This window comes from Paenarthrobacter sp. 10L420 (assembly GCF_056395385.1).
Genome location: NZ_JBFTJK010000016.1, coordinates 23,253 through 36,068, shown reverse-complemented (window position 1 = coordinate 36,068; position 12,816 = coordinate 23,253). Strand labels below are relative to the sequence as shown.

The following is a 12,816-nucleotide window of genomic DNA, read 5'->3' as shown; positions in this document are numbered from 1 at the left end:
GGCTGGTGAGCTGCCGCGCTAGCGTAGCTCGGCGGGCAGTTGTGAAATCGTTTCCTTTGTGACTACGAAGGGATTCTTTGCAGTGCCAATGACCGAGTCATCCACAAAGCGTGTGCCGGCGTCCCCGCGTTGCGCAGCGGCAATGGAGTTGAGGTTTGCCTTCATTTGGTTGAAAGGGAACAGCATTGTGGAGAGCTGTACCGTACCGGCCTCCAATTGTTGGATCTGGAACTTGCCGAAGCCGATGTCCACGACGTGCACCTTCTCCGACAGGCCCGCGTCTTTTTCGGCCTGGATGACGCCCTGTGTGAGGTCGGGCGAGGACGCGGACATGATGAGGGTGGTGTCAGGATGGCCCTGCAGGTAGGTCTGGGTCTTGTTGTAGGCGTCGGTCGTCGTCCAGTCCGTGTAAATCGTCTCAACGGAATAGTCGGGGTTGTCGGCCGTGAGCTTTGCCAGTGCTGCTTCTGTGACGCGTGTCTGGGTGTTGACCGCGGGGCCAAGAACAGCAACGATCTTCTGCTTGCCGGGGTTGGCCTTTGCTGCTGCCGCCAACCAGCCGTCGACATAATCGCGGGTGGTGTTGCTGCCCACGAAGTTCAATGTGCCCGGCGCCCAGACGTCGTCAACGGACTTGCCGGCCTGGTTTTTGCCGTCGTCGCACAGGGGTGAGCCCGAAATGGACGTAAGGATATTGGCCTTTGCGAAGTCATGGGTGAGGAGCTTGCAGGACATCACGCCGTCGAGGGCCATTACTACTGCGGCATCGAAGTTCCCGGAGGTCATCGCAGTCTGCATTTGGTTGAGCTGCTTGTTCGGGTCGTAACCTGCGTCGAACAAGGTCATATCCATGCCAAGTTCCTTGGCAGTCACGTTCGCTGCCCGCTCCTGCTCCAGCCCGAACTCATTGGCAACACCCGGGATAAAAACGGCGACCTTAAGGCCCTTGCCGGTCTTCAAGTTGACTGTCATGTCATTGCCGACATCGATTGCGACCGTGCCGGCCGGGCCCTGACTGCCCGGTTTACCGGCGTCGTTCCCGGCACAACCGGCCAAAGCCAGCAGCACTGCCGTAGATCCAGCAGCCAACATGACCAGCGACTTCGTTGTACGCATAATTCTCCTGATTACCTGGTGCCCGCGCCTTAGGCGGCCGGGGTGCATGTGATGTGTCACGGAGCTTCATTGCTTCGCGATCTTGATTGGGGCGGCGAGCGTTACGGTGTACGCCGCCGCAGCGGTCCTCCAGGCGATCTGCGCGGCTAGCGTAGTTCGGCGGGAAGCTGGGAGATCGTGCCATTCGTGACAGTGAAAGGACTCTTCGCAGTGCCGATGACCGAGTCATCCACAAAACGAGGTCCGGCATCTCCGTGTTGAGCCGCAGCGATGGCCTCCAGCGATACCTTTATCCCGTTGTAGGGGAAGAACAGCGTTGAGAACTGGATATTTCCTGCTTCAATCTGTTTGATTGAAAATTCGCCGAATCCCTGGTCAACAATGTGGACCTTTCCAAGAAGGCCTGCGTCCTCTACGGCCTTGACGATTCCCTGTGAGATGTCTGGCGTGTACATGGAGAGGATGAGGCTGGTGTCCGCGTGGCCTTGCAGGTAGGTTTGGGTCTCATTGAACGTGCCGGTAGTCGTGTAATCGGTGTAGATCTTATCCACCGTGTACTCGGGGTTGTCCTGCGCGAACTTCGCCAAGGCAACCTCAATCACCCGTGTTTGGGCGGCGACAGCAGGACCAAGTACAGCAACAACGTTCTGCTTTCCGGGGTTTGCTTTTGCTGCCGCGGAGAACCAGCCGTCGATGTAAGCGCGGGTGTTGTTGCTGCCTACAAAGTTCATCGTGCCCGGCGCCCAGACCTCCTCAACTGACTTGCCGGTCTGATTTGTGCCGTAGTCGCACAATGGGGTGACGTTGTTCACCACAAGAATGTTGGCCTTGGGGTAATCCTCGGTGAGGGTTTTGCAGACTACTGTGCCGTCGAGGGCTTGCACGACTGCAGCGTCATAGCCCCCGGATACGAGCGCTGTCTGCATTTGATTGAGTTGTTGGCTCGGGTTATAGCCCCCGTCGAACAATGTCATGTCCATGCCGAGCTGCTTGGCCGTCTCCTTTGCGGCAAGCTCCTGCGCCTGGCCGTAGGCATTGGCGACGCCCGGGATAAAAACGGCGACCTTGAGGTTGGGGCTTGTCTTCAGGTTGACCTTCATATTGTTGCCGACATCGATTGCGACAGTGTCAGCGGGGCCTTGACTGCTCGGGCCTTGAGCGCAGCCAGCCAGGGCCAGCAGCACCGCCGTCGAGCCTGCAGTCAACATGATTCGCGACTTCATTGTTCGCATTTTTCTCCTCGCGTTTCGCGGTTTCCCACTTGTAGGTCATCCAGACCTCATATCCGTTGGGTTTGCTGATCAGGCTCTTAGTGGCTAACAGCATGATCCTTCGTGGGATCGGTCTCTGTGTCGACTGCATGCAGATCGGTGATGCGCTTGGGTGCCAGCACCGCCCAGACGATCACGAAGAAAGCGATAATCACGGCCGACGCGATGTAGATGCCGGCAAACGTTGCCTCAGGGATGAATCCGTCGGGGCCGGGCACCAGCACGTTCAAAATAATTGCAACGGCTATCATCGCTCCGACGAACTGGATGATTGTTTGCATGCCAATGGTCGTCGCCATATTGTCCTGGCGGCCAGCCGCGGCAACGAGAGTGTACCCGGTGGTCAGGCAGCTGACGATCGTGAGGGTGTACAGGAACACCCACATCCACGACAACCACACTTGATCGTGCACCAACGCGAGTCCGAGGAAGACGAAGATGCCAGCGCCGCCAGAAACTACCAGGACGATTCTCGGTCCCAGACGCCGAAGGCCCCATCGGGTCCAAAGGTATCCCAGTGCCGCCCCCGGAATCATCGCCAAGTAGGCATACGTGGACTCCAGGGCCGAGAGGCCGTGACCATATCCGGAAGAAGCCGGGGTCTGCAGCAACGCCGGCAGCACGATAAAGATGCCCTGGCCAACCAGGCTGATCAGGAGGATTCCGGAGTAGCCGATGACCGCCTGACGGATATCCATGTTGCGGAATGACACTAGAGGCTCCTGAGCGCGTCGCTGCTGAATGATCCAGGCAGCCAGTGTGACTGCGCACACGATGAAGGCACCCAAGACCAGAGCCGAGGTCCAGCCCTGCCCGGGACCTTCAGCAATTCCGATCAGGAGTGCGGTGACCCACACGCCGAGCCCCAGCGCACCGAACCAGTCCAACTGCGCCACGGCGCGGGCGGCGACGGGCGTCTCGGGTGAGATCAGGGCGAGGACCAGCATCACCGCGTACAAAGCGAAGGTCAGCCAGAAGACGGTCTGCCAGGGCAATCCCAATCCAACGATGAGTCCGCCAGCACTAAGTGCCAGCGGTCCAAAGACTGCCATCACTGTTGAGAGCACCAGCGAGACCTGTCGGATTTGCCGGGCGGTACCCCGCGGGCGCAGAAGCCCCCAGCTGAGTGGAATCGTGGTAGCGAGGCCCATGAGGAATCGGCCCGCGACCAGAGGCCAGAAACCATTGGCGGTCGCACCGAGTGCGCATCCCACCAGTGCCAAGACGATCAGCGCGAGGAGAACTCTGCGATGCCCGAAAATGTCTCCCATACGGGCGGTCAGGCTGACAGAAATCACACTGCCAATCATCATCGCGTTAAGGACCCACCCGATTTCCGAACCCGTTAGGCCTGACTCGGTCGCAATCACGCCAATGAGCGGGGCGAGGATTCCGTATTGGATGTCAAGTGTTATGCCGCTCAACAGGAGCAGGGCAATTATTGCTGTGCTTTGGCCAGTGCGGGACTCGACCAATGTTGTTTGTGTCATCTTTGATCACCTTGTATGTAACCAGCAGTCGCTGGAGTCGTTCCTGACCGCAGAGAACCCTGCTTCTTTGCCGGGCCTGCGTAGGCTTCAACGGTAAGGTGGGCCGGCCCCGACCCGGCACGGCAATCAACGCCGTCCACATGGGAATGTACGCCAAGGTGTGTCGCGGGTCACGTGAGGATCAGGAGCGTTCAAGAGACCGGTGGGAGCAGGCCTAGGCCCCGGAGCTGACCTTGCTCTTGTACTGGGAAGCTTCCCGGTAGGCCGTCGGTGGCATCCCCTTCCACCGCTTAAAGGCGATGGTGAAGCTGGCAGGCTCTGTATAGCCAAGCCTGCGCGATATCCGCGCTACCGAAAGATCCGTATTCGAGAGTAAATCGGCGGCGAGATCACTCAAGGTCTTGTCCCGGAGTTGGGCGAAGTCATCCCCAGTAAGTTCGAGCTTGCGTTGCAGGGTGCGGGGGGAAACCCGAAGTGTTGCGGCCACATTTGCCAGTTTGCGGTTGAGCTCGGGCGCAGTCCGTATGGTCTTGGCGACAGTGGCGGCCCAGTCTCCGGTCGCCCTTAGAGTATCGACAATCTGGGTATCCGCCTTGATCCATGCCGCGTGCTGAAAGGCGTTACCAAAGGGAAGTTCCTGTGCAGACGTTGCGGGGTCCCACCATAGCCGCAGTGTTTCGGCGCCGCATTCAATGCCGCAGGGGACGTTGCTCGAGAGCTCGGGGGAGGCTTCCGGGAGAGGGAATTCAATCCGGGTGAAGGGGAAGGGGCTGCCATAGAGCCATGTGAAGTTTCGGGCAATGAAACAGAGGTCGCGGTAAACGCTGAAGGGGATCAGCTCTTCCGGGGCATCGGGGTAGGTGAACTCCATCCCCGTTACCGCGCCATCCGCTGTCCTCAGAGACGTTAACTCGAACAGGGCAGGGCCATAGTCAGTGGTACTTGCAACATCAACCCACGCCTCGATGGTAGGTGCAGTAGCGAGGGCCAATCCTCTAACTCCGAAGGAGCCAAGTGAGTAGGCACGTGCGGCCCGCACCCAGAGATCCACACGATCTCCTGTAAGACCAACGAACTGAAGCTGGAAGGCCAGCTCCTTCCTGGCAGGAATAGTACCTCCCGGGCGGTTCACCGCGTCGGGGTCTATTTCCGCATTCGCCAGGGCAGTTTGCCAATCCAAATCCGCATCCTCAAGCAGCCCCCGCAGTATGTGCACGCTGAAGTTTGGCACGCGCAGGTTCTGATATGTTCCGCCTTTCACCGTCGCCACCCTCTGCCGCAGTCATAATCCGAGTACCAGAAGCCTCGTGAAGTCATGTCAGTAGCTTTGCACCTCCGGCGGGGCTGAAACGCACACGAGGTGACGTTTGGCGCGGTTTCCCATCTACTTGGCGTCGCCTGTCATGCCGGCCGACGCTGAAGGCTCCTAACGTTGAAGCTAACCAAGGCTCCGCAGTGGAGCCGAACAAACAACCCAACAAAGAGAGGGAACGAGATGACACGCGAAGAAGCCTTTACACTCTGCCCTTCCGACTCCTACGTGGAGCTCTACGGCAACCAGTGGCTCATCGTTCCGTTTGCACCGGTCGCCCAGCCTCAGTTCTTTATCTGCACACCAGGCCAGCGAACTCCCAAGCACGGTAATTGATCCTGCCTTCGAAGCCACAGCCGCAAAAGCCTATGGGGATCATTCATCTTGTGATTGAGTGAAGCATGGCTGCCCCGATTGAGGATTATGCGCTGCTTTCGGATCTCCACACTGGACCCCTTGTTTCCCGCCAGGGCAGTGTTGACTGGCTCTGCTTCCCGCGTTTCGACTCGCCGTCGCTCTTTGCCTCCCTGCTCGGGCATGAAGACCATGGCCGGTGGCTGCTGGCCCCGAGTCCTCCGGAGGCAGTTGTGGTGGACCGTCACTATATGGAGTCGACGTTCGTACTCCAGACAACGTGGCAGACGAATTCCGGAAAGGTCCTGGTGACGGACTTTATGCCGGTTGGTGCCGCCCATCCATCACTCGTCCGGCGGGTCACTGGACTCAGCGGGACAGTTCCCATGCACCAAGAGATAAGAATTCGGCCCCAGTATGCCACCGTCCTGCCTTGGGTAAGCAGGATCCGCGACAGCGCCGACCCCGGCGCCGAAATACTTCTCGCAATGTCCGGCCCGGATGCTCTGTCTTTGCGGGGCGACTTTCTTCCACAGGCCGAAGACCACCGGCATGCGGGGGAGTTCACGGTTGAGCAGGGACGGAATGTGGACTTTCACCTGACATGGTTCCCCTCCTACCAGGACGTGCCTCCGTCCATCAACATTGATGCAGCCCTGGACGACGCCATCCACTACTGGACGACGTGGGCGGCCAATTGCCGCTACGACGGGCCGCATCAGGATGCAGTCAAGCGATCACTTCTGGTCTTACGTGCTTTGACCCACTATGAGACGGGCGGCATTGTGGCCGCTCCCACCACTTCCCTGCCCGAAGAGTTTGGCGGACCACGCAACTGGGACTACCGCTACTGTTGGCTTCGCGATGCATCGTTGACACTTGAAGCCATGCTGACGCACGGCTACGAATCCGAAGCCCTGAAGTGGCGCAACTGGCTTCTGCGTGCGCTGGCCGGCGATCCGGAAGATCTGCAAATAATGTACGGCGTAGGGGGCGAACGGGACCTGACAGAAAAGGAACTCCCGCACCTGCCGGGCTACCAGGACGCCAGACCCGTTCGAATCGGCAATGCAGCCGTCTCCCAGCATCAGGCCGACGTCGTGGGGGAAGTGATGGTGGTACTGGAGAGGCTTCGCTTGGCCGGTGGCAAGGAAGATCATTTCTCCTGGGCCTTGCAGCGCGCCCTTCTTGGTTCCGTGGACAAACACTTCGACGACAAAGACTTGGGATTGTGGGAAATGCGCGGCGCACCGCAGTATTTCACGCACTCGCGGGTCATGATGTGGGCAGCCTATGACAGCGGGGTACGGGCTGTCCGGGACCACGGATTGCCTGGGCCGCTGGAGGATTGGGAGCGGCATCGGGATCGGCTCGCCGTAGAAATAACGGATCTCGGATTCAACCGTGAACTTAATTCCTTCACTCAGACTTACGGTGGTGAGGCGACGGACGCGGCCCTGCTGGTTTTGCCGCAGGTAGGCTTTCTCGCCTACGACGACGAGCGGATGTTGGGAACCGTCGCCCAGCTGGAGAAGGAGCTACTCACCACTGATGGATTTCTGATGCGCTACCGCACCGAGACGGGCGTCGACGGGTTGGCGTCCGGAGAACATCCATTCCTTGCCTGTTCCTTCTGGTTGGTGGAACAGTACGCACGCTCAGGCCGACGGGCAGACGCCAAGAACCTGATGGGCGCCCTGGTGGGACTTTGCAATGACCTCGGTCTGCTGAGCGAAGAATATTCAATGAACGAAAAACGCATGGCGGGAAACTTTCCACAAGCCTTCTCCCACCTGGCCCTGATACGTGCCGCAGACGCCTTGCACAGCGAAAGCGTCTAAGCCGTGGAACCCGCGTTGTTCTTGTATCGGGATGCTTCCCTGTAGGCCGTCGGTGGCATCCCATTCCATCGTTTGAAGGCGATGGTGAAGCTCGTTGGGTCTGTATAGCCCAGAGTGCGGGATATCCGTGCAACAGAGTGGTCCGTTTTCGAGAGCAGATCGGCGGCAAGGTCACGGAGGGCTTTGTCCCGGAGTTGGGCAAAGTCGTCACCGGTTAGTTCGAGCTTGCGTTGCAAGGTGCGGGGGGAGACCCGAAGGGTTGCTGCCACATTTGCCAGTTTGCGGTTGAGCTCAGGCGCGGCCCTGATGATCTTCATGACGGTGTCAGGCCAATCGCCGGTCGCCCTGAGGTCGTCAAGGATCTGATGATCCGCCTTGAGCCATGCCTCGTGCTGGAAGGCGTTGCCGAAAGGGAGCTCGTGTACAGATGTTGCCGGATCCCACCAGAGCCGCAGTGCGTCGGATCCGCAGTCGATGGCGCAGGGGACGTAGTTCGAAATCTCGGGGGAGGCGTCTGCGAAGGGGAATTCGACCTGAGTGAAGGGGAAAGGGCTGCCGTACATCCATGTGAAAGTTCGGGCAACGACGCAGAAATCGCGGTAGACGCTGAACGGGATGAGCTCTTCCGGAGTATCGGGGTAGGTGTACTCCATACCAATCACCGTGCCACCCGGTGCCCTGAGAGGCGTAATTTCCATCAGGCCAGGGGCATAGTCTGTTGAGCTGCCAGCTTCTACCCAGGCCTCAATGGTGGGCGCTGTAGCGAGGGCCAATCCGCGAATTCCGAAGGATCCCAGCGTGTAGGCCTGTGCGGCCTTAACCCAAAGGTCGACGCGATCCTTTGTGAGAGCCACGAATTGCAATTGGAAGGCCAACTCCTTCTTGGCGGGAATAGTGCCTCCCGGGCGGTCTATGGCATCTGGGTCGATCTCTGCGTTTCTGAGCGCAGTTTGCCAATCAAGATCCGCATCCTTCAACACTGCGCAGAGTCCGTGAACGCTGAAGTTCGGTAGCCGCAGATTCTGGTAGGAGCTTAGTTTCACTGCCGCCCCCTTTCACCGTTGACGAAGAGGCGCTCCAGAGCCCAGGGCGAGGAGTCGCACAGGCCCAGCATGTGAAGCACGTCACCAGCTTTGCATCCCATGCCATGTATTCACAAGAGGCCCCAGCCTGACGCAGTTTCCCATCTGTTTGGCATGTCTTGCCATGCCGCCTACCTCACCTACGCACCTAACGTTGAAGCCCTAAGCAAGGGCCGGCAGTGAAGCCGGCGAACTGATATCAAAGGAGATCCGGTGAGCTTATCCATCACCCAAAGCCTTGAACCTGCAGTCACTGCCGACGAATTCAAGGCGGCGTTTCGCAACCATCCCGGTGGTGTTGCTGTCATCACCGCTGATGCGGGCAACGGGCCTGTCGGCCTGACGGCAACGTCTGTCATTTCCGCCAGTGCCGAACCCCCCATTCTGGCCTTCTCAGTATCGGAATTTTCCTCCAGTACCCCCACCATTCTGGCTGCAGACACCGTCGTCGTGCATCTACTGGGCGCTGATCAGGTGGACATTGCCAAACTCTGCGCCACCAGCGGGATCGATCGCTTTGCTGACACCTCTCTCTGGTCCCGTCTCGAGTCGGGGGAGCCCTACTTTGTGCAGGCCCAGACTTGGATCCGGGGAAGGATCATCAACTCGATGGCCGCCGGAGGGTCCACCATCGTGGCGGTCGAGGCGCTTCAGGCGTCTCCGGCGCTCTCAAGTGAGGCAGCGCCCGCGGACCCGCTGGTCTATCACAACCGGACCTGGCACGTCCTTGGGGATGCATCCCAAATCTGAAACGCGACCCTGCCGGTCATAGCAATTCCAACCCCTTCTGCACCCAATTTCAATCTTCCCGAAAGGACGGCGATTATGAGCATCGCATCCAACGAAACTTCCACCGACCAAGCCGTTGATCGCGACTTCGTCGCGGATTACACAGTCGAGCGTGACAAGGGCCCGATGGTCGGAAGCGACAACGCTTTCAAGGTCGCGATCTTCGGGGCGAACGTGTCCACGGGCCAAGGCGGCCTGAACTTCGCCGAGAACTCCATCAAGCTTGGCAACTGGGGCGAAGTGCAGCATCTCGCCCAGAAGGCCGACCGGTACGGCTTGGACGGATTCATCCCCATCGCTCGCTGGCAGGGGCTCGCTGGTCCCGACCGGCCCTGGGGTCGTCAGTTCGAGACGTTCACCTGGGCGGCAGGTATCGCCGCGGTGACGCAGAACATTCAGATCATCGCCACCTGCAACGTGCAGTTCATCAACCCCGTGATGGGCGCGAAAATGGTGACAACCATTGACCACATCAGTGGTGGTCGCATGGGGCTGAACGTGACAGCGGGCTACTTCAAACCCGAGTACGACATCTTCGGCGTCGAACTCCCAGAGCACGATGTGCGATACGAGCTCGCCGACGAGTGGATTGAGATCGCCGAGCGGCTGTGGGCGAACGAGGAGCAGGAGTTCGACTTCGACGGCAAGTTCTTCAATCTGAAGGGCGCGCAGGCGCACCCGAAGCCCGTGCAGTCCCCGCGCCCGATGGTGATGAGCGCCGGTTCGAGCCCAGCAGGGCAGGAGTTCGCGTTCAAGCACGCAAACGTCCTGTTCGCGTCGGTTGCCAGCGTCGAACACAGTGGCGAGCTGACACCGAAACTGCGGCAGAAAGCCGACGCCGCTGGACGCGAGGATCTCGGCCTGTGGGCTGGCGCGCACATCATCGTCAAGGACACCGAGAAGGAAGCGCGCGCCTACGCGGACTACGTCACGGAAAACACTGACTGGGAGAGCGCGCTTCGCTATCGCGAGATCATTCGCAGCGGCACGCAGAGCTTCAACTGGGATGAGTACAAGCAGTCCGAGGACTACAAGCGTGACGAATCCGTGAGGGCCTTTGGCCGCGCGGCGCTTATGCCCATCACTGGTACTCCCGAGATGGTCGTCGAGGAGCTGCAGAAGTTGCAGGCCTCGGGCATCACGGGCATCTGCACCGGCCTCGTCGACTATGACGAGGGCCTGGACCGGCTGAACGAGCAAGTCTTCCCGCTGATGCGCGAGGCGGGCCTGCGCGCCTGACCACTAAGCGCCCAACCGCGAAGCGTCCATCCACGAAGGAGTGAACACAGATGACTTTTCCTGATCCCAAAAAATTCCAACTCGTCGTCGCGGGGCCGAACGAGGCCGGCGAGGCCGACTTCCTCGAAGTCGGCCCGGCCGCAGAGTTCGACTTCCCCGGCGTGGCAGCGGGTGCCTTTTACTGGGCTGTTGACGGGGGCCACAGCAAAACGAACATCGGCGCCCCGCCAAGCAAGGTCGCCTTGGCTGGACCCAACGGATCCACCTTCGGTGTCAGCAGCTTCCCTGCGCACTCTTCCGGGGAGGTGGACGCTGAGACGCTGGACGAGAGCATGAACGCCACCGACGACGACGGCGACGCCGGGATGCACGCGAGCGACACCATCGACTACGAGGTGGTTATCTCGGGCAAAGTTGACCTCGTTCTCCCGGGTGGGAAGAAGCGGACGCTCGTGCCGGGAGACCTGCTAGTCATGGCCGGGGTGCCCCATGCCTGGAAGAACCCGTACGACGAAGACTGCGTCTACGTCGTGGTAACTGTCGGTTTCAACACCCCTGAGGTGGCATCATGAGTCTGACCTCACCGGGCAAGGCGCTGCGTGCCGTCTTCGACAGTCCCCAGACGGCCCTGGTGCCGTTCGGCGCCTTGCCGCTCCACGCACAGATGGCGCAGCACGCAGGTTTCGACGCGTTCCAGCTCTCCGGCGGCATGTCGGCTTGGTGGCAGGGCGTCTCCGACACGGGATGGCTCACCCTGACCGAAGTGGTTGAGCATGCAAAACGTACCGCCCGCGCCGCTGACATTCCGATCTATTGCGATGCCGATACCGGCTTCGGTGCACCGATCAACGTGCAGCGCACAGTGTCAGAGTTCATTGATGCCGGCGTCGCCGGAATCCACATTGAGGATCAGCGGGAGCCCAAGAAATCAGGCGGCGTAGCCGGGATCGAATTGGTTTCGGACGCCGAGGCTATCGGACGACTGAACGCCGCCGTCGATGCCCGCGACAAATTGGACAGCGATTTCGTCATCGTTGCCCGCACCGACGGCTATGGTGCCGCCGGCGGTGGCGTGGACGAGGCGATCCGCCGCGCGCAACTCTACAAGGCCGAGACCGGTGCGGACGTCATCTTCTACGAGGGATTCCATACCTGGGAGCAGGCCGAACTCGCGCTGAAGGAGACACCCGGGCCCGCCTACGCCGTCGGAGTTCCGTTGATCGGCCGAAAGACCGTCGCCGAGATGACAGCGCTCGGCCAAGCGATCCAGCCTGTGGCTTTCGTGCTCCCGGGCGTCAAAGAGGTATGGCGCCTGCTCATGGAGGTCAAGGAATCCGGCGAGGCCACACCCATCGGCGAGTACATCGACCACTTGAACGATGGCCCGGACAGCATCGGCTGGGGCGCAATGTTCGGCCGGCCCCTGACCGACTACGTGCGTGAAACCGAGGACAGGTTCCTCCCACAGGAATCGCGCCGCAATTATGACAACAACGTCCATGTTGGAGAGAACTACTGATGAATGAGGAAAAACTGATGATGAAAGACAAAGCCGGTCTCGTCACCGGCGCGGGCTCGGGCATTGGCCGGGCAGGTGCCCTGGCGTTCGCGAAGAATGGTGCGCGCGTAGTGGTGTCAGATATTGATGAGGCCTCCGGGCGCGAAACAGTGGAGATGATCACCGAATCCGGTGGAAAGGCTGTCTTCTTCCAGTGCGATGTCAGCGATGAGGAGCAGGTCAAAGGCCTCGTCGACGCGACGGTGTCGAACTTCGGGCAGCTGGATTTCGCTTTCAACAATGCAGGGATGAACGGTGTCTTCGCACCTATTGGGGAGACTGACAGCGAGACCTGGGATCGAGTCATGAAGGTGAACCTCTACAGCACCTTCTACTGCCTCAAGCACGAAGTCAACGCGATGCTGAAGACCGGAGGTGGCGCGATCGTGAACACAGCTTCTGCTGCGGGCTTGATCGGCATCGCCAACAACGCGCCGTACACGGCCTCGAAGTTCGGCGTCGTCGGGATGACGAGGAACGCGGCCATTGATTATGGGCCCTTGGGCATCCGTATTAACGCTCTCACGCCGGGGTCGACGACGAGTCCCATGATGAAGAATGCCTTCGAGCAGAACCCGCCCGAATTCCGGGAAAGGATCCTGTCGGCGATTCCGATGCGCGGGCTGGCTGAACCCGAGGACCAGGCAGATGCGGTTGTGTGGCTCTGCTCGGAACAAGCCCGCATGGTTACCGGAATTTCCCTGGCGGTCGACGGCGGCTGGCTGGCTGGAAAGTAATGGCAACGCCTGCCGGCTTCCACAAGA

Annotated in this window: 12 protein-coding genes; 7 read left to right on the top strand and 5 right to left on the bottom strand. The window is 60.0% G+C overall.

Annotation, left to right across the window (positions count from 1 at the left end; all coding sequences use genetic code 11):
- Positions 1-18 precede the first annotated feature (18 nt).
- From AC1DD5_RS19880 to AC1DD5_RS19865, 4 genes are all read right to left on the bottom strand, one after another.
- The gene (locus AC1DD5_RS19880) at positions 19-1,116 is read right to left on the bottom strand and encodes a sugar ABC transporter substrate-binding protein (RefSeq protein WP_431115032.1); all 1,098 of its coding nucleotides are present in this window, start codon (positions 1,114-1,116) and stop codon (positions 19-21) included.
- Between the two features lie 146 nt (positions 1,117-1,262).
- Positions 1,263-2,339, bottom strand: coding sequence for a sugar ABC transporter substrate-binding protein (locus AC1DD5_RS19875; RefSeq protein ID WP_477513349.1), 1,077 nt, complete (start codon positions 2,337-2,339; stop codon positions 1,263-1,265).
- Between the two features lie 86 nt (positions 2,340-2,425).
- Positions 2,426-3,877, bottom strand: a complete 1,452-nt coding sequence (locus AC1DD5_RS19870; RefSeq protein ID WP_477522509.1) for an MFS transporter — start codon at positions 3,875-3,877, stop codon at positions 2,426-2,428.
- Between the two features lie 214 nt (positions 3,878-4,091).
- On the bottom strand, positions 4,092-5,138 hold the full coding sequence (locus AC1DD5_RS19865; RefSeq protein WP_477522508.1) for an AraC family transcriptional regulator: 1,047 nt from the start codon (positions 5,136-5,138) through the stop codon (positions 4,092-4,094).
- Positions 5,139-5,372: 234 nt separating this feature from the next.
- Here AC1DD5_RS19865 and AC1DD5_RS19860 point away from each other — a divergent pair, with 234 nt between their 5' ends.
- A complete protein-coding gene (locus tag AC1DD5_RS19860; protein WP_431115036.1) occupies positions 5,373-5,525 on the top strand; it encodes a hypothetical protein in 153 nt (50 codons plus the stop codon).
- A gap of 65 nt (positions 5,526-5,590) precedes the next feature.
- Positions 5,591-7,384 carry a glycoside hydrolase family 15 protein gene (locus AC1DD5_RS19855; protein ID WP_477522507.1) on the top strand — a complete coding sequence of 598 codons (1,794 nt, stop codon included), beginning with the start codon at positions 5,591-5,593 and terminating at the stop codon, positions 7,382-7,384.
- Here the strand turns inward: AC1DD5_RS19855 and AC1DD5_RS19850 are convergent.
- Positions 7,381-8,427, bottom strand: coding sequence for a helix-turn-helix domain-containing protein (locus AC1DD5_RS19850; RefSeq protein ID WP_477522506.1), 1,047 nt, complete (start codon positions 8,425-8,427; stop codon positions 7,381-7,383). The two genes, AC1DD5_RS19855 and AC1DD5_RS19850, sit on opposite strands and share 4 nt — an antisense overlap.
- A gap of 252 nt (positions 8,428-8,679) precedes the next feature.
- On the opposite strand from AC1DD5_RS19850, the gene AC1DD5_RS19845 reads away from it, so the two are divergent.
- From AC1DD5_RS19845 to AC1DD5_RS19825, 5 genes are all read left to right on the top strand, one after another.
- Positions 8,680-9,216 (top strand): flavin reductase family protein, encoded by a 537-nt coding sequence (locus AC1DD5_RS19845; RefSeq protein WP_431115039.1) that lies wholly within the window; start codon positions 8,680-8,682, stop codon positions 9,214-9,216.
- Positions 9,217-9,291: 75 nt separating this feature from the next.
- On the top strand, positions 9,292-10,494 hold the full coding sequence (locus AC1DD5_RS19840; protein WP_431115040.1) for an LLM class flavin-dependent oxidoreductase: 1,203 nt from the start codon (positions 9,292-9,294) through the stop codon (positions 10,492-10,494).
- A 50-nt stretch (positions 10,495-10,544) separates the two neighbouring features.
- Positions 10,545-11,066 carry a cupin domain-containing protein gene (locus tag AC1DD5_RS19835; protein WP_477522505.1) on the top strand — a complete coding sequence of 174 codons (522 nt, stop codon included), beginning with the start codon at positions 10,545-10,547 and terminating at the stop codon, positions 11,064-11,066.
- Positions 11,063-12,013 (top strand): isocitrate lyase/PEP mutase family protein, encoded by a 951-nt coding sequence (locus tag AC1DD5_RS19830; protein WP_477513343.1) that lies wholly within the window; start codon positions 11,063-11,065, stop codon positions 12,011-12,013. Before AC1DD5_RS19835 ends, AC1DD5_RS19830 begins: the two co-directional genes overlap by 4 nt.
- 17 nt (positions 12,014-12,030) lie before the next feature.
- Positions 12,031-12,789, top strand: coding sequence for an SDR family NAD(P)-dependent oxidoreductase (locus AC1DD5_RS19825; protein ID WP_477522504.1), 759 nt, complete (start codon positions 12,031-12,033; stop codon positions 12,787-12,789).
- The last annotated feature ends 27 nt before the right edge of the window (positions 12,790-12,816 follow it).